This window comes from Bacteroidota bacterium (genome assembly GCA_016706865.1).
Taxonomy (GTDB): domain Bacteria; phylum Bacteroidota; class Bacteroidia; order Chitinophagales; family BACL12; genus UBA7236.
The window spans coordinates 2,194,737-2,215,611 of sequence record JADJIS010000003.1 but is presented as its reverse complement, the minus strand read 5'-3'; the positions used below and the strand labels follow the sequence as shown (position 1 = coordinate 2,215,611).

The window sequence follows — 20,875 nt, the reverse complement described above, 5'->3', positions numbered from 1 at the left end:
CAATTTCACTATTTCTTCGTGAAACCTTCGTGCCTTAGTGTCCCTGCCGACAGGCAGGTTCGTGGCAAAACCTCTACGTTTATCCGTAACTTTGCGCTAAAGTTGTAAAATTAAACAAACAATGAAAATACCTGAGGGCGAAAAGGTGGTTATTCTCGAAAGCGGTGAAACGGGTATCATACTATACTATGATGGCAGCACTGCTTTTGTGGATGTGGAAGGGGAAATTGTTCAGGTGCATAAAAATGATATTGAAAGGGTAAGCGACTTTGGGGGTGCGGGAAAGGAGAGAGGAGAAAAGGAGAAAGGAGAAGACTCCGTCTCAAATTCACCTTATGAAGAGGGTATTCACCTGCAATTTTTGGCAATTAAAAATTTCCATGGGGAGACACAACGATATGATCTTTTTTTATTAAATAATACAGAAACAGATCTTTTGGTGGAATATCATTTTTACCTAAACCAGGATAAAGAAAACACCATCCGAAAAGAAATAAATAAGTACGCGAATTTGAAGTTAAACGAATTTAAAACAGATCAACTCAACGATACTCCCTGGTTCGATTTTGCATTCTGGCCGCGCAATGTGCAACCCGAATTTCAATTTCATTTTACCAAAGAAATAAAACTCAAGGCAAAAATATTTTTCGCAAAAATCGAATCGGAGGAATTTAAAACCAAGGGCTATTTCACTATCGAATTATTAAAAGATATTCCCTTTGCCAAACCCAAACCGGTAAAATTTATTCCCAAAAAGGAAAAGGATGATCTTTTTACAACTAAAAAGGCTGTTACCAAAGAAAATGAGGTGATCACAAAATCAGAATTGCCCGATTTTATTGACTTGCATGCGGAAAACCTGGTTCCCGGATATCGTAATCTGGAATCCGGAGAAATTTTGCGTTATCAGTTAAATCATTGCAAAAATTTCCTCGAAAAAGCAATTCGTTATAACTTGCATAAAATTTATGTTGTTCACGGGATTGGAAAGGGTGTTTTGAAACAGGAAGTAGAAAAAATATTGAAACAATATCCTGAAATTGACAGTTATAACAACGATTACAATCCCCGTTTCGGTTTTGGCGCAACGGAGATATTTTTGAGTTAATAATATTAAAACGTTCTTTAAAATAATTTCTGCAAACCGGTCTATCGTCCGTCAGCCGACGGAAGGAAAGTCCGGATAACACAGAGCAACGCACCACCTAACGGGTGGAAAAACGATCAGTGATGATCGCGACTGGAAAGTGCCACAGAAAATAACAGCCTCTCCGCCACGGCGGACGCGATGGTGAAAATGTGTTGCCTTTATATCGAAAGATATAAGGAGCGCACAGCATTTGTTAGTAATAATGAATGCGGGTAAACCCTGCGTGTTACAATGCCAAATATGTCGGAGTAAAAGAAAAGCTGCTCGCTTTAATTCTTCGGCGGGTAGGCAGCAAGATCCCATGGGCGACCTTGGGACCAGATAAATGATAGAAAAATTTACCATGTAGAGGTAAGGTGATTTATTCACTTTTGCTGAAGCTAGGTGAGTCAAACAGAATCCGGCTTATGAGTTTGCAGAAATTTTAATCCAACTTACCCCGAATAGAAAATCACAAAAAAATTTTAGGGATGTAGATTGATTTTATGATTTTCTTATTCGGGGTTAGTTGGATTTATCCCGAATAGAAAATCATCTATAATCTTTAGGGATGTAAATTGAGTATCATAGATTTTCTTATTCGGGATATCCCGAATAGAAAATCATCTATAATCTTTAGGGATGTAAATTGAGTATCATAGATTTTCTTATTCGGGATATCCCGAATAGAAAATCATCTATAATCTTTAGGGATGTAAATTGAGTATCATAGATTTTCTTATTCGGGATCACCATGACTAAGATTATAACCTAAATTGAATAAATTATTATCGATTTTCAAGGCTGGATTTTTTCTTACTTGAAAATTGACTTAAAGTAGAAATTAAAAATTATAAGAAGTGTTGGAGATTGACAAAGACATAATACTTTGCCCATATTGCGGACAAATTTCAAGAATTATATGGGTGCATGGACATGGGCAATGTGCGGTTTGCAAAACAACGGTGGATGAATGTTGCAGAGGAGAAATAATTGATAACAATGAAAAAACCAATGCTGAAAAAACATCGGAACATAACGAAATCAAGAACAACAATGATACAGAAGATGAAACCAATTAGATTCTATTTTTTGGGAATGGTATTTTTTATTTCCCATACAATTTATGCACAAAATCAGGTGACTTTTATTCCGCCTGAAGCCACTCCAAAAATTAAGATCGACACCATTGTTCAGGTGGTGGACGCTGCAAAAAATTTAAAACATTTTACCATACTGGAAAACGATATCACCACCCAGGATGGTTATTTAATGAATAACAAAAAAACAGGTAAATGGTACATTTATTATCCTAACGGTGTTTTGCTTTCTATGGCGGAATATGACAACGGAATTAAAAATGGCGTTTATCTTGAGTGTGATAAAAATGGTGCTGTGCTCGTACAGGAAAACTTTAAAAATGATAAACTGGATGGCGAACAAAAAAAATATTTCAGTGCAAAAACCGGCAGAATACTAAAATCAAGCAATAGTTATAAAGAAGGAAAATTTCATGGCACATGCACCGAATACAGTGAGAGTGGATTAATACAAAGTCAGGTGCAATATTCCAATGGAAAAAAAGATGGTGCCACGCGCTGGTATTTTTCCAATGGAAAAATTGCCATGGAACAATTTTATTCCAATGAAATGTTAAACGGCATCCAGAAGATCTATAATCAGCAGGGAATTCTGCTCAGTGAAGGAAAATTTGCGAATAATTTAAAAACAGGTCTCTGGACCGAATATTACGACTCCGGAAAAATGAAAGCCCAAGGGAATTATACAGAAGATAAAAAAACCGGTGCCTGGAAATTGTATGATGAAGCAGGAAATCTGTCAAAAACAGAAAATTTCTGAAAAAATATACAAAAATTTCCTCAATTGTGTCCAATAAATTATATTTACCCTCGTTTAGTTTTTTAGACTGATCGGGGGTTTTGTTTTAAATGAAATTCCTCAAAAACCAAAAAATATTATAATTACATGGCGAATATTTTATTGATAGATGATGAAAAAAGCATCCGCAAGACACTGCGTGAGATTTTGGAATATGAAGGATATGTGGTTGATGAAGCCAGTGATGGATCCGAAGGTTTTCGAATGATTCAGGAAGGAGATTATGATATCGTACTCTGTGATATCAAAATGCCGAAAATGGACGGAATGGAAGTACTCGAAAAATCGCAGGTTGCCCATGCCGATGTTCCATTCATAATGATAAGCGGTCATGGAACTTTGGAAACCGCTGTGGAGGCAGTTAAAAAAGGTGCTTTTGATTATGTGGCAAAACCACCAGATCTCAATCGTTTACTGATCACCATCAGAAACGCTCTGGATAAATCCAATCTGATCACCGAAACCAAGGTGCTCAAACGCAGGGTTACAAAAACGCGCGAAATAATCGGCGATTCACCGGCGATCGTAAAAATTAAAGAAACTATCGAACGCGTTGCACCAACCGATGCCCGTGTTTTAATTACGGGTGATAACGGAACCGGAAAAGAATTGGTAGCGCGTTGGATACACGAAAAAAGTAATCGCGCTAACGGTCCTCTTATTGAAGTGAACTGCGCAGCGATACCAAGCGAATTAATAGAGAGTGAATTATTCGGTCATGAAAAAGGTGCATTTACTTCCGCTATAAAACAGCGAATAGGAAAATTTGAACAAGCGAACGGCGGAACTTTATTTTTAGATGAGATAGGCGATATGAGCCTGAGTGCACAGGCAAAAGTGTTACGTGCATTGCAGGAAAATAAAATTACGCGTGTTGGTGGTGATAAGGAAATTCCTGTTGACGTGCGTGTAGTTGCTGCAACAAATAAGGATCTGATAAAAGAAGTGGATGCAAATCAATTTCGTATCGATTTATATCATCGTATAAGTGTAATATTAATTCATGTTCCGTCATTAAATGACAGAACTGATGATATTCCATTATTATCAGAACGATTCGTAAAAGAAATTTGTGAGGATTATGGTATTCCTAAAAAAGTGATCACTCCGAAAGCAATGATGGAGATCATGAATGTGAATTTTACGGGAAATATTCGCGAACTGCGCAATGTAATAGAACGACTTGTTATTTTAAGTGAACAAAAAATAACCGAAGAAGATGTAATTAATTACGCCCAATCTCCAAAAAGTGGTGGCAGTCCGAAAGACCTCTACGAACGTTTCGAAAAATTCCAGGATTTTAAAGATCATATTGAAAAAGAATTTATTCTGCACCGCCTGAATAAAAATGGATGGAATGTTTCTAAAACTGCGGAAGAATTGGATATTCAGCGCAGTCATTTATATAACAAGATCGAAAAGTATAATTTGAAACGCGATTGATAAAATATGTCTCAGTATAAATCTAAAAAGGAACAGATTCCTGATCGCAATATCCTGAAAGAATCAAAACAGGAAACTCCAACAATTACCTCCGAATTATCAAATATAATTATCGGAATAATTGTAATCGTTCTTATAGCAGCAGGTTTGATTTGGATCGTGGATGTTCTTTTGTAAGTGTGGGGAAGCGGACGCTTCAATGAACATTGCATCAGCCGCGGCTGACGCTATTTATTTAGGGGTTCAGAAAAAGATAATAAAGCCGAATCACCAAAAACCCAATTAGCAGCTTGGTTTTGAGCTCGTAAATATCCACCTGCCAATATGAATATCGAAATCAAATAACAACTCAGGTTCATATTAATATTTTAATACTTTACCGATAAAAATTTTTCCGTCATTCAGACTAAGTTTATAAAGATATACGCCAGTTCCATAATCAGAAAGGTCAACTGAAAATTGGGTTGATGATAAATTATTTATTTCTTCATCAATAATAATCGTTCCTAATAAATTGGTTATGGTTAAATGAAATTGATCGTAATTATTTTCCACATCAAAATAAACAAAGCCGTTTGTGGGGTTTGGGTAAACATTAAAATTATTAATTTCTTCAATATTAATTCCTACCACGATGGTGTCACATTCACTGCCGGTTAAGGGGCCGAGAATGTAATTAGGGAAGTTGGGGAGGCCGAGAATGGTCCGTCTTCCATTTAGATAAACTGAATTAGTATCTATCGTACATGCAATTCCTTCTTCGTTAGGATATTCAATTGTGCTAAGATTCATATTATAGCTGCAGAATCCAGGATTTGGCCCTTCTGTGTAACTAATTACAAAATATATTTTTCCGTCAGGACCGGGTGTCAATTGGCCAATACAAAACAAAGGGAAAAAAGGCATCTCAACTACAAGTTCAAAAACATTTTTTTTTGATTCCAAAAAAGGTTCATTACAATTAAAACAATACTGATATATTTTTGAAAAATCCCCTGTACCCAGTGAAGAAACATATAGTTTAGTTCCATCCGGACTGAAGGAACAACCATATAACATTTCCGAAGAAATTGAATCTATAGGGATAAAAAAATGAGGAGTCAATACGCCAAGACATCTGTCAAAATCTAAAATTTCCAAACCCTGTTTGTCTGCGAGTGCAATTTTATCGCCTTCTGGAGAAAACACCATTTGACCCTGATTTGGTCCATCTCTTTTAACACCGGTATTTTGAGTAAAAACCGTAACTCCATCGGGTGTGATTAATACCTTATAAAAAAGATCCGTTGAATCTGTAACCCCATCTTTATGAACTATCAACCACCAGTCGCGACCATTACCATGTTGGACTGCTGTCATTTTTTCGGTTAACGTATCGATAATGACAACTTGATTTTTGACAGATATATCTCCCATCCCCCCGTCTAAATTCATATCTATAATATTATAAGAAATTCCTTCAATTGATAATAAAAAAATATAATATTGATTATTATAACCACTTCTGGGAAGTATTATTGCACCTTGAGTTACACTTGATGCTTCGTCCCAATATTGATCAATATCTAAGCAACATCCATTAGGCATTAATTCCTGATTTCGGTTCCAGACATATTTTCCATCAGTATAAAACAATAAATTTCCGGAAGTATCAGAAATTGATGCACTCGCCTCCTGGGCGATTACAAAATTTACAGTATCGGCACTAATGGTAAGATCAGAAAAAGATAATAAAGCCGAATCACCAAAAACCCAATTAGCAGCTTGGTTTTGAGCTCGTAAATATCCACCTGCCAATATGAATATCGAAATCAAATAACAACTCAGGTTCATATTAATATTTTAATACTTTACCGATAAAAATTGTCCCGTCATTCAGACTAAGTTTATAAAGATATATGCCATTTACATAATCAGAAAGGTCAACAGGAAGTTGAGTTGATGAAAAATTATTTACTTCAATATCGTTTATAATTGTTCCTAAAATATTGTTAATTGTGGGGTGGGTAAAAAGGTAACTGTTTTTCATAGCATGAAATTTAGGGTGGTGATTAGATTTTGAAATATACAGTTTTTTATAGTAATTACCAAATGACTAATCCCATATCCAGTTTCCAATATCTGGCAACTTTGAAAACTAACAAACCAATTCAGGAAAGCTAAATAAATCGAAGGCTTTTTACATAGGTATTATGTGGAGGATCTAATTAATGTTCAATCCTCCGGGGGACTGGAAGCAGGCAAAAATTAACTAGATTAATATAAATGTTTTCGGGCTGTTAATTAGCATCCGCCCGCTTCCCTTTCGGGCAGGCATTAGCACATTGGTGCATTGGCGGTCCGGCAGTTGGCTGTTAATTGGTACATTTGCACATTGGTACATTTACGCATTGGTTCTCATCTCTCAATATTCACCACCTTTCTGTCGCAGCAGTGTCCTTACAGGGACTAAATAAATAACTCAATAATAGATTGTTTTCTTGATGAAGATAAATTAACAAATTATATTAAATGGTGAGTCACTGCTGATTCATCTCTCTATCACAAACGTCTTCCCTTCAATTGCCAACACAGTATTTTCAAATACCTTCTTCGCTTCCACTAATAATGGATTTAAATTATCATACTTCGAAGAAAAATGACCAATCAATAATTTTTTCGCTTCCGAAAGTTTTGCAATTTCTGCTGCCTGCATGGTGGTAGAATGAAAAGTATCGGCAGCGCGCTGTGTGCTTTGTTCGTCGAATGTACAATCGTGATATAAAAGATCAACACCTCTTATTTGGTCGAGCATATCTGTATTAAAAGCGGTATCGCAACAATATGCAAAGGAGCGAACGCGAACAGGATCTATGGTAATGTCTTTATTTAAAATTCTTTCTCCCGTTTTTTCATCAAAAATATCCATTCCCTTTTTTATATCGGGAATTAATTCAACAGGTATATCATACTCCGTTAATTTATCCCTGTTTATTTTTCGGTCGCGTTGTTTTTCTTTAAATAAAAAGCCAAGACAATCTATTCTATGTTTTAACACTATGGTATCAACAGTAATATCTTCATTTTCATAAATTCTTTTTCCTTCCTTCGGATCAAGTACATGAAAATTTAATTCGTAACACAAAAGGGTATGACCAACTTCCAGCTGCAACATTAAAATATTAAGCAACTCGGAAGGTGCAAAAATGTCAAGTGGTCGTGTCCGTTTTAATAAATGATAGGTGGAAATAACTCCAATAAGTCCGAAATAGTGGTCGCCGTGCAAATGCGAAATAAATATTTGGTTGATCTTCATCCAACGAATTCCAACTTCATTAAAACGCATTTGGGTGCCTTCCCCGCAATCAATTAGATATAACCTGTCGTTTATCGTCAATATTTGTGCACTCGGATGCCGGCCATGTGAAGGCACAGCTGAATTACTCCCGATAACCGTAACACTAAACGACATGGATTATTCCTTGTCTATTTCCCGTTCAATTTCCTCCATCAAAATAAAGTCCGTTGCTTCACTTTCTGTTGGAACTACATTCAAAATGGTGTCAAGTTGAGATATCTTGATCAATTTCATGGTCGATTCACTACATCCTATTAGTACAAAAGTGCCTTTGCTCTCTTTACACAAGCGGTGGCCGATCAAAAGGGCACTCAAACCGGAAGAATCGATAAAAGTTACTTCGCTGAGGTCGCAGATCAGATTTCGGTAGCCTTCCTGGTTCAAAATTACCAGTTCACTCTTCAGATCTGCCGATATAATTGAGTCCAATTTGGGCTGATTCAGCTTAAAAATGCAATATCTTTCTTTTTTGTCTACTGTAAACTTCATAATTCTTTGTTAAGTGTAAAAATATAATTGTCTCCGCGAAGGTAACTAATTAAAATTTTTTCCAAATTTGTTTGTCTTTTGAGAAAGGAACAAAGGTTGGAATTTTATTTTAATTGAAACGTTGACAATAATACGACAATTCAATGAACATTTAACATCAACTTTCCTTGTTATTATGTCAGGACTGCCGGGATGGTTTAATTATTGAAAAGAAAAGTACTATGGACGCAAAATTTTCTCCTAAAGTAAAGGAAGTAATTTCTTACAGCCGCGAAGAAGCCCTCAGGCTGGGCCACGATCATATCGGAACAGAACATCTGTTACTCGGTTTGATTAGAGATGGTGATGGGTTGGCAATTAAGGTTCTGTTGAGCCTGGAAGTGGATATAGCCGTGCTGCGCAAGACTGTGGAGGATGCTATAAAGGATAAAAGTGCCCGAATGCCATTTAATTCCGGGTCGCTTCCACTCACGAAACAAGCGGAAAAAGTGCTGAAGATCACGGTTCTTGAGGCAAAAGTGCTAAAAAGTGAAACTATTGGCACAGAACACCTCATGTTATCTATTCTGAAAAACAAAGACAATATCGCAACGCAGATTTTAGGACAATTTGACGTGGATTACGACGTTTTCCGCCAAGAATTGGATTATGTTCGTCAGGACCTGCAAGGGCAAAAAGATATTCCGCCAACAAATCAACAGGAAGATGATGGTTTTGAGGAGGAGGAAAAAGGAGAACGCGGATTTAATGTTCCACGTAAACCGGGTGCCGCAAAATCCAAAACTCCGGTTCTGGATAATTTCGGAAGAGATGTTACACGTGCCGCAGAAGAAGGTCGTCTTGACCCAATTGTTGGTCGTCAGGAGGAAATTGAACGTGTTTCTCAAATATTATCACGCAGGAAAAAGAATAATCCTATTTTGATTGGTGAACCCGGCGTTGGTAAAACTGCAATTGTGGAAGGATTGGCACTGAGAATTATTCAGCGAAAAGTATCCAGAGTTTTATTCGATAAACGTATCATAATGCTTGATCTTGCAGCTTTGGTTGCAGGCACAAAATATCGCGGACAATTTGAAGAACGCATGAAAGCGATCATGAACGAATTGGAAAAAAATCGCGATGTGATCTTATTTATCGATGAAATTCATACAATAGTTGGTGCCGGTGGTGCAACAGGATCGCTCGATGCTTCCAATATATTTAAACCGGCTCTTGCCCGCGGCGAATTACAATGTATTGGTGCCTCAACTTTGGATGAGTATCGTCAGTATATTGAAAAAGACGGAGCACTCGACAGAAGGTTCCAGAAAGTATTGATAGATCCGCCAAGTCCGGAAGAGACAGTGGAAATTTTAGGAAATATAAAATCGAAGTACGAAGAATTCCACAATGTTGTTTATTCTGATGAAGCAATTAATGCTTGTGTTTCTTTAAGCACTAGATATATTACAGATCGTTTTTTACCGGATAAAGCAATTGATGTTTTGGATGAAGTTGGTGCACGTGTACATTTAAAAAATATTCACGTTCCGGAAGATATCGTTAGTCTGGAAGCACAAATTGAAGCCATTAAAGAAGAAAAAAATAAGGTGGTAAAAAGTCAGCGTTATGAGGAAGCCGCAAAATTGCGCGATACCGAAAAACGTTTACTGGAAGATCTTGAAAAAGCAAAACATAGTTGGGAAGAATTAGTTAAATCGGAACGTTATCCTGTTACGGAAGATGATATTGCAGAAGTGGTTGCGATGATGACCGGAATTCCAACAAAAAGAATTGCACAAAGCGAGGGCACCAAGTTAGTTGGAATGGCAGACGAAATGCGCAAAGGTGTTATCGGACAGGATGAAGCAATTTCAAAAATTACAAAAGCAATTCAGAGAAACAGAGTAGGATTAAAAGATCCGAAAAAACCAATAGGTTCATTTATTTTCTTAGGACCAACGGGAGTTGGTAAAACGGAATTGGCAAAAGTGTTGAGCGAATATTTATTTGATGCTAAAGATTCTTTGGTGAGAATTGATATGAGCGAATACATGGAAAAATTCAGTGTGAGTCGCTTAATTGGTGCTCCGCCGGGATATGTTGGATATGAGGAAGGCGGACAATTAACAGAAAAAGTTCGTCGTAAACCTTACTCTGTAATTCTGTTGGATGAAATTGAAAAAGCCCATCCGGATATTTTTAATATTTTATTACAAGTATTGGATGATGGTATTTTAACTGATGGTTTAGGTAGAAAAGTGGATTTTAAAAATACACTTATTATCATGACCTCCAATATTGGTGCGCGACAATTAAAGGATTTCGGTGCAGGTGTTGGATTTAATACTTCAGCCCGTCAGGTAAATGCAGAAGAAAATACGAAGGGAGTAATTGAAACTTCTTTAAAAAGAACTTTCTCTCCCGAATTTTTAAATCGTATTGATGATGTTGTGATATTTAATGCATTAAGTAAAGAAGATATATTTAAAATCATTGATATCACTTTACGCGATGTAAAATCCAGATTGGAATTATTGAATTATAAATTACAACTGGATGATAGTGCAAAAGATTTTTTAAGTGAAAAAGGATATGATCCACAATTTGGAGCAAGACCTTTACACCGCGCTATTCAAAAATATCTCGAAGATCCGCTTGCAGAAACCATCCTTTCCGGAAAAGTTAAAGCTGGTGATACTTTAGTTGTTGAATATGATAAAGTAAAAAATGAATTAGTGATAAATCCTGAAAAAGAGAAAAAGAAAAAAGAGAAGAAAGAAGAGAAGGAAGTTTAATATTCATTAGTTTAAATAAATAATTAAAAACCGTTCTGAAAAGAGCGGTTTTTATTTTAATATACTGTTGCAATTATGCGTAAAAAGTGAAACACTGCCTGCCGCTACCGCTGTCGGCAGGCATGCGCTGATGACGCGGATTGAGCGAATTTAAGAGGATAAAAAAAATGAATTAGTGAAATAGAAATAATGATGGAAGAAATAATACAATAAATAATAAAAAGTAAACTCAAAGCCCCCAAGCTATATTAACACCGTAGTTGGCATTAATTATATGAATAAAGTAATCCTTTATAAAAACCAGATTCCATTAAGACCTTTATTTGTCTTTGAAATTTTCATTGGTGCTATTCTGATTACCTTTTTCATTTATTTATTCTTAAGTGAAATTTATCCTGACATTTGGACTTTTGCAGGTCCGTTACTCGGACTTGCAATTTTCGTAACAGGACTGACAGGTTCAAAAATTAAAGAAATAAACCTAGAGTCATCAAGCAGGAATATCGAAATAATAAGAGAATCTTTATTCAAGACAAGAATAAACTATATTGATCCTTTTAAAATGACCGTGGAACTCAAAACAGCAAATGGGAAGAAGAACAGCATGATACCAAAACTTAAACTTATCATTCTTGAATCAGAAAAAGAGATAGAAAAACTGGAAAGTGGTTTTTTATCCATGAACAATCATAAAATAAAAAAACTTCATAATGAATTAAAATCAGTAATTAAAATAACTAATGCCAAAATGTGATCATAGCCAATTGGCGCATATAGCTCTGCAGCTCTGCAATCTCTGAGGGAAAACCAAATCCTACAAACCTCTGCAATCTCTGCACCTCTGCGTCCTCTGCGGGAAATTTTGCACCTTATACACCTTTGCTTTCTTTATTCCCGCAGCAATCAAATCACAAACTACCAGTCTCCTCCTTACTTCCCATCATCCCCATAATTTCCTCACTCACACCAACCGAACTAAACCCACCATCGTGATATAAATTCTGCATGGTGATCATTTTGCTTAAGTCACTGAAAAGGAAGATGCAATAATCGGCACAAGCCTCAGCACTTGCATTTCCAAGAGGCGATAATTTATCGGCATAATTATAAAAAGCATCAAATCCCTTTACTCCGCTACCTGCAGTTGTCCAGGTTGGCGATTGAGAAACCGTATTTACACGAACCTTGCGGTATTTTCCGTAGTGATATCCAAAACTTCTGGCAATGCTTTCTAAGGTTGCTTTCGCTTCAGCCATATCACTATAACTCGGAAAGGTTCGTTGTGCAGCAATATAAGTTAATCCTAAAACGCTTCCCCATTCGCTTATAGCATCCTTTTTATAAGCAGATTGTAAAACCTTATGAAAACTCACGGCAGAAACATCCAGGGTCTTCATCAGAAATTCATAACTCAGATCAGTATATGCTCTGCTTTTGCGCACATTGGGACTCATCCCTATAGAATGTAATATGAAATCGATCTTTCCACCCAGAACCTCTGTAGAGCGGTCGATCAGTTTTTCCAGATCTTCCACTAAAGTTGCATCGGCCGGAATGATCTCAGCATTACATTTTTCTGCTAATTGCTGAATTGCGCCCATGCGCATTGCGATAGGGGCATTGGTAAGGGTGAAAATTGCTCCTTCTTCATGACATTTTTCAGCAACTTTCCACGCAATTGAACTTTCATCCAAGGCTCCAAAAATAATTCCTCTCTTTCCTTTCAAAAGATCATTACCCATAAGTAGTAATTTATGTGAATTTATGAGCCGCTAAAATACAAAGATTTGACGCTTTATTCGGTCACTTTTGTTCGGTTTTTCTTTTTCTTGGCTTTTGCATAGGCAACCTTTCTGTATTTATCAGAAAGCATAAGAAAGGTGGCCTCCGTCTCCGCCTTGGTAGAAGGGGTATCTGAAATACTATAATTCCCTTTTTGAGAAATATCGGTAAGTTTTCCTTTTTTAAAGATATACCTGCCCGTATAATGCGCTTTTACTGAGTCAGGGTTAATTTTGGGAACTGCTGTGGAAGCATACATTTTTTGAGTTTCTATAATCAGGTTCAGAGTATCGTTCCAATAAAAGTATTCTCGTGTAACATCACCAAAATTAAATCCAAACCAGGTTTTTATTTTATAAAGTGTATCGTTCTTAAAATAAGCCGTTAGTGTTGCCCCCTGCTCTGGCATGGAGGTCACAAAAGAAGTATCATCAATATATACAAAATAGTGATGTTTATTCTTTTTGGAGCCATTCTGAGCAAAAAGAGTTACACCTAAAGTGCACAATAAGGAGAATATCAATACTTTTTTCATGTTTTGTATAAAGTTGTAAAGTTAAACTTTTAATAGTTATACAGTGTTAATTTTGCACTATGGCTAACTCAAGGAATATGTCCTCCGGTCAAAGGCAAATCATTAAGAACCCAAGTGTTATAATTGTCAATTTTCTTTTGGCAGGCATAGTTGTTTTATTTCTTGCATTGTCCTATGGATATATTTTTACAATGGGTTCCAATTGGACCGAATTTAAATTGCCTAAGGTATTCTGGTTAAGCACTGTTTCCATTTTAGGTGTTAGTCTGCTTCTGCGCAGAGCATTAAGAATGTACGACCTCGACAAACCCAAAAAGTTAAAACGATCCATGTATGCGGCATTAATTTTTTCTATTTTTTTTGTTTCTTTTCAGATACTGGGATGGTCGGAATTAATGTCCAAAGGGCTTGACCTGCAAAGTTCTCCTTCGGTTTCGTATTTATATATTTTAACCGGATTGCATGTGATACACGTAGCTGTCGGAATAATTTTTTTAATTGTATCTATAGTTCGGTCACATATTAATACGCAAGATAATGTTAAGGCTTTGTTATATTTTTCAGATCCTTTAAAACGTTCGCGGTTAAAATTATTAAATAACTATTGGCATACCATCGATTTTTTATGGGTGTATCTTTTTTTAGCGTTTCTATTTCACCACGCATAAAAAATCCCCCCTGATCTCTCAGAGAGGATTTCTTTCACTCCTTAACCAACTTAATTATTCAGTCTTATTTTTTTCGTGTTTTCTTTGCAATTTAGATTTTGCTTCTTCTTTGCTGTCTGCTTTTGCTTTTATCTCAGCTCTATGCGATTTCACTTTATCTTTTTGTGTTGCTTCACCACCGTTTTGATGTTGTTCTTTAACATAATCTTTAGCTTCCTCTTTAGTATCAGCATTAGCCTTGATCTCATCTTTGTGTTTCAACACTTTAGCCTTATTTGCAGAAGATACTTTACCATTAGCAGCAGCCTTGCTTTTAGTTCCTTTAGTTAAAGTGGTTGCGCGGGTTCCCGGAGTTTTTGTTTTTACTGTTGACTCATCCGTTGAAGTTCCTGCAGCAGGTGCCTGTGCGTATATGTTGCCCGCAAATACAAAGAGGGCGAGGGAAAGTGTGAACATTAGTTTCTTCATAATAATAATTTTTTTTAGTTAGATTTTGAATACGGAACAATTTACGAAAACCATGCCAAGCTATAGATTTACCCTGCCAAAATTTAGAATAAAAAGCCCTGTGGAATGCCTAAAACTACACAATTCATTGATCATTAAAGGGATAGGAAAATTATTTTTCCATATTAAATGTCGTTTTTGATTCCTACTTTTACAGCTGAATTGTTTCGGGATGTAGCTCAGCCCGGTAGAGTACACGTCTGGGGGGCGTGGAGTCGCAAGTTCAAATCTTGTCATCCCGACTGGAATACAGCTGCTGTTGGGCAGCTTTATTTTTTACGAGCATGTTAATTTTATTTAATTTACAGCCAAACAGGTAACCAAACATACTAAAAACAACTGAAGCACAGTTAATTGCACAACTTGATCACAATATGAATTTTGTATATCCGGCATTTTTATTAGGACTCATTGCACTTGTTATTCCGGTTATCATTCACCTGTTTAATTTTCGCAGATTTAAAACGATATACTTTTCTAATGTAAAATTTTTAAAGGATATTGAGGAGGAAACTGCAACAAAAAATAAACTCAAACATCTTCTCATACTTTTTTCGAGATTATTGGCGCTTACATTTTTAGTTTTCGCATTTGCACAACCATTTATTCCTTCCACCAACGCAGATAATAAAACAAATAAACGAGCCGTAAGTATTTATATTGATAATTCTTTCAGTATGGAATCATCTTACGGCGATGAACAGTTGATCCAGGTGGCAAAAAGAAAAGCGGAAGAAATAGTTAATGGATTTACGGTTGATGATAAATTTCAACTCCTCACAAATGATATGGAGGCAAAACATCAACAATTGTTAAGCAAGGATGAAATGCTGAATATGATCGCACAGGTAAAATCAAGTCCGGAGGTGAAGGAGCTCAACGAAATATTTAAAAGGCAAAGTGATATTCTAAAGCGTGAGGATAATAATGTTTCCAGGATCGTTTACGAATTGAGCGACTTTCAAACCAATTCGGGCAAATTGGAAAATGATACTTCTGTTCAGATAAATTTGGTGCAATTAAAAAGTAATGATAAACGCAATGTAACTATAGACTCTGCCTGGTTTTTAACTCCTGTGCAGCTTTTAAATCAACAATCGCAATTATGTATCAGAATAAAAAATTATGGTGAGGAAGAAATAAATAATGCCCCGGTAACATTAAAATTAAATGATGAAATTAAATCACTCACCGACGTTTCCATTCCGGTAAATGGAGAAATTACAGATACCCTGAGCTTTACAGTAAATGATGATGTCTGGTATTCTGGTGAATTAAGTATTAAAGACTACCCCGTAACTTTTGACGATATTTTATATTTTACTTTTAAACCAGTGAGTAAAATTCCGGTTTTAGCTATAAATGGAAATGAACAAAATTCTTTTATTCAATCATTGTATGGAAATAATCCATTATTTCTTTTAAATAATAATTTAGTAAATCAAATTGGGTTTAGTGAGTTGGACCAATATGATCTGATTATATTAAATGAATTAAAAACTATTTCCGGCGGATTGGAACAGGCATTATCCGCACAACTGGAACGCGGCTGTAATATTTTGATATTGCCGTCATTGGATATGGATATCACTGCATTAAATGGCTTTTTGCAGAAAAAGAATGCTGCAACGTATGGCTCACTTATTAAAAGCAAAAGAAATGTAACAGAGATAGATACACGCAATTTTATTTTCGATGGTGTTTTTGAAAAGATCCCGAAAAATCTTGCATTGCCCTATGCTGATCAAAGTTTTGGAATTGAATCTTTTTCCCGCAGCAGTTCTGATCCTATATTATTATTTGCAGATAAGAAACCCATGTTCACTGTTTGCCAGGTAAATAAAGGCGCAATATTTTTAAGTGCTGTTCCCTTTAACAGAACTGTAACTGATCTTCCCGTTCAGGGCGGATTATTTGTCCCATTGATGTATAAGATCGCACTTAATACCCAAAAAGGTGCGGAACTCTTCTCTACGATCGGTGAATCCAAATGGATAGATCTAAAAGGCATTGAACTGAATGGAGATCAAACTTTAAAAGTGAAAAGTGCTACCAACGAATTTATTCCTGAAATAAGGAAATCGGGTAATTCCACTGCCATAAACCTCAGTGCGTATACTAATGAAGCAGGCATTTACAATATTATTCCCGGGTCAGCTCCGGCAACAGGACAATTGCTCGCACTCAATTACGACCGGAGTGAGTCGGATCTGCGGTTTTATACCTCCGATGTTTTAAAGGAAATGTATGATGCGCCTAATTTTAATATTATGGATGATATTGAGCGAGATTTCACCAATGTGGTTGCCCAAATGAATGAAGGAACTCCCTTGTGGAAATTTTGTATTATATTTGTACTCATATTCCTAGCAGCAGAAATAGCATTAATACGTTTGCTGCCGTAGTAAATAAAAACTATGCACTTCATAATTCAGGGAGTAAAGATCATCGACCCAACCTCACCTTTTAATAAGTTAGTTAAAGATATTCGTATTGCACAAGGCCTGATCACTGAAATTGGTGATGGTTTATCCCCTTCTGAAAACGAAAAGGTGTATAATTTCGAAGGTAAATGTATTTCTCCCGGGTGGATAGACATGCTCACAGCTTTTGGTGATCCGGGACATGAGTATAAAGAAACGATACAAACCGGAATTCAGGCAGCTCTTGCAGGTGGATTTACTTCCGTTTGTTTAATGCCAAATACGGAGCCCGCATTACACTCTAAATCTGAAATTGAATACGTAATAAATAAAGCTTCTGCCGAGCTTGCAAATATTTATCCTTATGGGGCGATAACAAAACATAGGGAAGGAAAAGAATTAACGGAGATATACGACATGCATCATGCAGGGGCAATTGCTTTTACCGATGCTGACTATGCAATTCGGGATGCAGGTATTCTTTTGAGAAGTTTGTTGTATGTAAAACCATTTAACGGAGTAATAATTAATATTCCGAACGATCATAAAATTGTTGGAAATGCAAATGTGAACGAAGGAAATATGAGTGTGCAATTGGGGATGTATGGAATTCCCGAAGTTTTGGAAGAACTCATGGTGATACGCGATATTAAATTAGCAGAATACACGGATTCAAAAATACATATCGGAATAATTTCTTCCGCAACTTCATTACCTCATATACGAGAAGCCAAAAATAAAGGAATACAGATTACCGCTGGCGTGAGTGCATATCAATTATATTTTGATGAAAATGAATTGTTTGATTATAACACAAATTATAAAGTAAATCCTCCTCTGCGCACAAAACATGATATAGAACTTTTAAAACAGGCAGTTGCCGATGGAACCATAGATGTAATTTGCAGTTTCCATTTACCACATGAAAATGATGTGAAGGACGTGGAATTTGAATACGCTGCATTTGGAATGGGAAGCATGGAAGCCTGTTTTGGAGCTGCTCAACTGATGATGCAAAATAGAATTTCTACGGAAGAACTTATAAATAAAATTGCGATAAATCCAAGAAATATTTTGAGTTTGGAAATTCCTTCCATTAAAGAAAAAAACAAAGCAGAACTCACCATTTTTGATGAGGAAGTGGAATGGAATTTTGAAAGATCAGATATCCGTTCGCGCTCCTTAAATTCCGGATTTATAGGAAAACCTATGAAAGGGAAAGCACTTGCAGTTATCAATAAAAACAAAATCAATATATTATAAAATGGAAGTGCAGGCAGGAGAAACTCAGGTTGTTAGAAGTTCACGCAAACCCATTATTGTGCGCAATGCACTGATATTTGTTTTGTTGTTGATGGGTATAATGTTAGGGACACATTTTTCAGGGGATTCGATTTCCATCACTACTACACAAATTGCTTTGGTAGAATACGTATTATTGCTTTTTGCGGTATTATTTACTCAACTTGAAGTGCGTTCCAAAATATTCGATGGTATAATGCCATTTAATCGCGCGTTCAGTACTGGGGTTATTTTTGTATTAATTGTAATGGCTATTTTTTCAGTTTTTACATTAATGTTTTATATGTTCATCGCACCTGAAATATTAAGTGAGATGATAACTATTGCAGAAAATTCACTTAAAAGTCAGGGGTATTCCGGTGAGGATCTGGAGGATAGAATGACCTTCACGAGGAGAATTTTTACTCCCTTCGGAATGTTTCTTATTTCGGTGATAGGATATTTGTTTTTTGGATTGATTATGTCATTAATAGCTTCTATTTTCACACAACGCACTAATTAAATGCAGATATCCGTAATCATACCATTATTAAATGAAGAGGAAAGCCTTCCGGAATTAACCGCCTGGATAGAACGGATCATGCAGGAGTTCAATTATTCGTATGAAGTTATTTTTATAGATGATGGCAGCAGGGATAATTCATGGAATGTGATCACCTTATTACAAGAAAAAAATTCCAATATAAAAGGAATTAAATTCCGTAGAAATTATGGAAAATCGGCCGCTTTGAATGAAGGATTTGCTCTTGCAGAGGGAGATGTTGTAATTACAATGGATGCTGATATGCAGGATAGTCCTGACGAAATACCGGGCTTATATAAAATGATCGCCGATGAAAAATACGATCTTGTCAGCGGCTGGAAAAAAAGAAGGCATGATCCAATTTCGAAAACCATTCCCTCTAAATTTTTCAACTGGACAACTGCACAAATAACCGGAATAAAATTGCACGATTTTAATTGCGGATTAAAAGCATATAAAAAAGACCTGGTAAAAAGTATAGAAGTGTATGGTGAAATGCATCGCTACATTCCGCAAATTGCAAACACCGCGGGCTTTTATAAAATAGGAGAGAAGATAGTGGAACACAGGGCAAGAAAATACGGAACTTCAAAATTTGGCTGGGAACGTTTTATGAAAGGTTTTTTAGATCTAACCTCCATCATGTTTGTTTCAAAATTTGGTAAAAAACCTATGCATCTTTTTGGCACGATGGGATTTTTATCATTTTTGGTGGGAGGAATTATTACCATCTGGCTTATTATTGATAAGATCATGAAAATGAATTCAGGGGAGAAATTCCGGCAAGTAACTGATCAGCCCTTATTTTATATTGCTCTTGTTGCAATAATAGTTGGAGTACAATTATTTGTAGCCGGATTTTTGGGAGAACTTATTTCACGTAATTCACCAAACAGAAACGATTATCAGGTGGATAAAAGAGTTGGTTTAAAATGAAAATTGTTCTGCTTGGAACTGCCTGGCCTTATCGCGGTGGTTTGGCATCATTTAATGAACGATTAATAAAACAATTTTCTATTGAAGGTCATGAAACACAGATCATCACTTTCACATTGCAATATCCTTCCATATTATTTCCCGGTAAAACTCAATACTCCGATTCTCCACCACCACCAGAAATTAAAATTACCCGTAAAGTAAATTCTATAAACCCTTTTAACTGGAGAAAAGTGGGGAATCAAATTAAAGATATTGCCCCGGATATTCTTATTATTAAATATTGGATGCCCTTTATGGCACCATGTTTTGGAACTATAGCAGGAATAGTTAAAAAAAATAAAAAAACGAAAGTAGTTTGTATTGCCGATAATATTATTCCACATGAACAAAAGTTTTACGACCGTTCTTTTACGAGATATTTTATTAAAAATGTAGATGCCTTTGTTGTGATGAGCGATAGTGTTCTGAGAGACCTTGCTCAATTTAACAGAAGTAAATTAAGGGCCAAAAACCCTCATCCGCTTTTTGATAATTTTGGTGAAAAAGTCTCCAAAGAAATCGCTTGTTCAAAATTGGGTCTCGATGTTTCTAAAAATTATATCTTGTTTTTTGGATTTATACGCGCTTATAAAGGGCTTGACCTATTATTAAAAGCATTTGCCGATTTGCGTATAAAGGAACTCAAAATCCAATTGATCATTGCAGGTGAATTTTATGAGGATGAAAAACCCTACGAACAATTAATAAAAGAACTTCAATTAACAGATAGTGTTCATTCGTTTCCCAAATTTATATCGGACGAAGAAGTAAAAAATTATTTTTGTGCAGCTGATCTCGTTGTTCAGCCTTATAAAAACGCAACACAAAGCGGAGTTACACAAATTGCCTATCACTTTGAAGTGCCGATGCTTGTTACCAATGTTGGGGGATTAAGTGAATTAGTACCCGATCAACAGGTGGGATATGTTGTAGATGTTGATGTAAACAAAATTGCCGATGCCATTGTGGATTTTTATACCTTAAATAGAAAGCATGATTTTATTTCCAATATATTAGAAGAAAAGAAAAGATTTGGTTGGGATAGAATGGTAAAAACCATTGTTGATGTATCGAAGTAAA

The 20,875-nt window shown here is 36.0% G+C and carries 20 protein-coding genes, 1 tRNA gene and 1 other RNA gene; 15 read left to right on the top strand and 7 right to left on the bottom strand.

Features of this window, described 5'->3' with window-relative positions:
- The first annotated feature begins 121 nt into the window (after window positions 1-121).
- From IPI31_18725 to IPI31_18700, 6 genes are all read left to right on the top strand, one after another.
- On the top strand, window positions 122-1,108 hold the full coding sequence (locus IPI31_18725) for a Smr/MutS family protein (GenBank protein ID MBK7569854.1): 987 nt from the start codon (window positions 122-124) through the stop codon (window positions 1,106-1,108).
- A gap of 28 nt (window positions 1,109-1,136) precedes the next feature.
- An RNA gene (rnpB, locus tag IPI31_18720) (RNase P RNA component class A) lies at window positions 1,137-1,574 on the top strand.
- 415 nt (window positions 1,575-1,989) lie between these two features.
- Window positions 1,990-2,211 carry a hypothetical protein gene (locus IPI31_18715; protein ID MBK7569853.1) on the top strand — a complete coding sequence of 74 codons (222 nt, stop codon included), beginning with the start codon at window positions 1,990-1,992 and terminating at the stop codon, window positions 2,209-2,211.
- Window positions 2,198-2,989: a toxin-antitoxin system YwqK family antitoxin gene (locus IPI31_18710; GenBank protein ID MBK7569852.1), complete on the top strand. Its 792-nt coding sequence runs from the start codon at window positions 2,198-2,200 to the stop codon at window positions 2,987-2,989. Before IPI31_18715 ends, IPI31_18710 begins: the two co-directional genes overlap by 14 nt.
- Before the next feature lie 126 nt (window positions 2,990-3,115).
- Window positions 3,116-4,471 (top strand): sigma-54-dependent Fis family transcriptional regulator, encoded by a 1,356-nt coding sequence (locus IPI31_18705; GenBank protein MBK7569851.1) that lies wholly within the window; start codon window positions 3,116-3,118, stop codon window positions 4,469-4,471.
- 6 nt (window positions 4,472-4,477) lie between these two features.
- Window positions 4,478-4,648 carry a hypothetical protein gene (locus IPI31_18700; GenBank protein ID MBK7569850.1) on the top strand — a complete coding sequence of 57 codons (171 nt, stop codon included), beginning with the start codon at window positions 4,478-4,480 and terminating at the stop codon, window positions 4,646-4,648.
- A gap of 183 nt (window positions 4,649-4,831) precedes the next feature.
- On the opposite strand, the gene IPI31_18695 is transcribed toward IPI31_18700, so the two are convergent.
- From IPI31_18695 to IPI31_18680, 4 genes are all read right to left on the bottom strand, one after another.
- Window positions 4,832-6,304, bottom strand: a complete 1,473-nt coding sequence (locus IPI31_18695) for a T9SS type A sorting domain-containing protein (protein ID MBK7569849.1) — start codon at window positions 6,302-6,304, stop codon at window positions 4,832-4,834.
- A 1-nt stretch (window position 6,305) separates the two neighbouring features.
- Window positions 6,306-6,500: a hypothetical protein gene (locus IPI31_18690; protein ID MBK7569848.1), complete on the bottom strand. Its 195-nt coding sequence runs from the start codon at window positions 6,498-6,500 to the stop codon at window positions 6,306-6,308.
- Window positions 6,501-7,001: 501 nt separating this feature from the next.
- On the bottom strand, window positions 7,002-7,922 hold the full coding sequence (locus IPI31_18685) for a ribonuclease Z (protein MBK7569847.1): 921 nt from the start codon (window positions 7,920-7,922) through the stop codon (window positions 7,002-7,004).
- 3 nt (window positions 7,923-7,925) lie between these two features.
- The gene (locus IPI31_18680) at window positions 7,926-8,297 is read right to left on the bottom strand and encodes an STAS domain-containing protein (GenBank protein MBK7569846.1); all 372 of its coding nucleotides are present in this window, start codon (window positions 8,295-8,297) and stop codon (window positions 7,926-7,928) included.
- A 221-nt stretch (window positions 8,298-8,518) separates the two neighbouring features.
- Between IPI31_18680 and IPI31_18675 the strand changes: the two genes are divergently transcribed.
- Together IPI31_18675 and IPI31_18670 are read left to right on the top strand one after the other, a co-directional pair.
- A complete protein-coding gene (locus IPI31_18675; GenBank protein ID MBK7569845.1) occupies window positions 8,519-11,077 on the top strand; it encodes an ATP-dependent Clp protease ATP-binding subunit in 2,559 nt (852 codons plus the stop codon).
- Between the two features lie 274 nt (window positions 11,078-11,351).
- Window positions 11,352-11,831, top strand: coding sequence for a hypothetical protein (locus IPI31_18670; GenBank protein ID MBK7569844.1), 480 nt, complete (start codon window positions 11,352-11,354; stop codon window positions 11,829-11,831).
- A gap of 154 nt (window positions 11,832-11,985) precedes the next feature.
- Here IPI31_18670 and IPI31_18665 read toward each other — a convergent pair whose 3' ends face one another.
- Both IPI31_18665 and IPI31_18660 read right to left on the bottom strand, forming a co-directional pair.
- Window positions 11,986-12,819 (bottom strand): SDR family oxidoreductase, encoded by an 834-nt coding sequence (locus IPI31_18665; GenBank protein ID MBK7569843.1) that lies wholly within the window; start codon window positions 12,817-12,819, stop codon window positions 11,986-11,988.
- A gap of 53 nt (window positions 12,820-12,872) precedes the next feature.
- Entirely contained in the window at window positions 12,873-13,394 is a 522-nt protein-coding gene (locus IPI31_18660) for a hypothetical protein (GenBank protein ID MBK7569842.1), read from the bottom strand.
- 59 nt (window positions 13,395-13,453) lie between these two features.
- Between IPI31_18660 and IPI31_18655 the strand changes: the two genes are divergently transcribed.
- Window positions 13,454-14,062 (top strand): hypothetical protein, encoded by a 609-nt coding sequence (locus tag IPI31_18655; protein ID MBK7569841.1) that lies wholly within the window; start codon window positions 13,454-13,456, stop codon window positions 14,060-14,062.
- 54 nt (window positions 14,063-14,116) lie between these two features.
- On the opposite strand, the gene IPI31_18650 is transcribed toward IPI31_18655, so the two are convergent.
- Window positions 14,117-14,530, bottom strand: a complete 414-nt coding sequence (locus IPI31_18650; protein ID MBK7569840.1) for a hypothetical protein — start codon at window positions 14,528-14,530, stop codon at window positions 14,117-14,119.
- A 207-nt stretch (window positions 14,531-14,737) separates the two neighbouring features.
- On the opposite strand from IPI31_18650, the gene IPI31_18645 reads away from it, so the two are divergent.
- From IPI31_18645 to IPI31_18620, 6 genes are all read left to right on the top strand, one after another.
- A tRNA-Pro gene (locus tag IPI31_18645) sits at window positions 14,738-14,811 on the top strand.
- A gap of 132 nt (window positions 14,812-14,943) precedes the next feature.
- Window positions 14,944-16,974, top strand: coding sequence for a BatA domain-containing protein (locus IPI31_18640; GenBank protein ID MBK7569839.1), 2,031 nt, complete (start codon window positions 14,944-14,946; stop codon window positions 16,972-16,974).
- Window positions 16,975-16,986: 12 nt separating this feature from the next.
- A complete protein-coding gene (locus IPI31_18635) occupies window positions 16,987-18,255 on the top strand; it encodes a dihydroorotase (protein ID MBK7569838.1) in 1,269 nt (422 codons plus the stop codon).
- Between the two features lies 1 nt (window position 18,256).
- Window positions 18,257-18,796 carry a DUF4199 domain-containing protein gene (locus tag IPI31_18630; protein MBK7569837.1) on the top strand — a complete coding sequence of 180 codons (540 nt, stop codon included), beginning with the start codon at window positions 18,257-18,259 and terminating at the stop codon, window positions 18,794-18,796.
- A complete protein-coding gene (locus IPI31_18625; protein ID MBK7569836.1) occupies window positions 18,797-19,753 on the top strand; it encodes a glycosyltransferase family 2 protein in 957 nt (318 codons plus the stop codon).
- A complete protein-coding gene (locus IPI31_18620; protein ID MBK7569835.1) occupies window positions 19,750-20,874 on the top strand; it encodes a glycosyltransferase in 1,125 nt (374 codons plus the stop codon). Before IPI31_18625 ends, IPI31_18620 begins: the two co-directional genes overlap by 4 nt.
- Window position 20,875 lies beyond the last annotated feature (1 nt).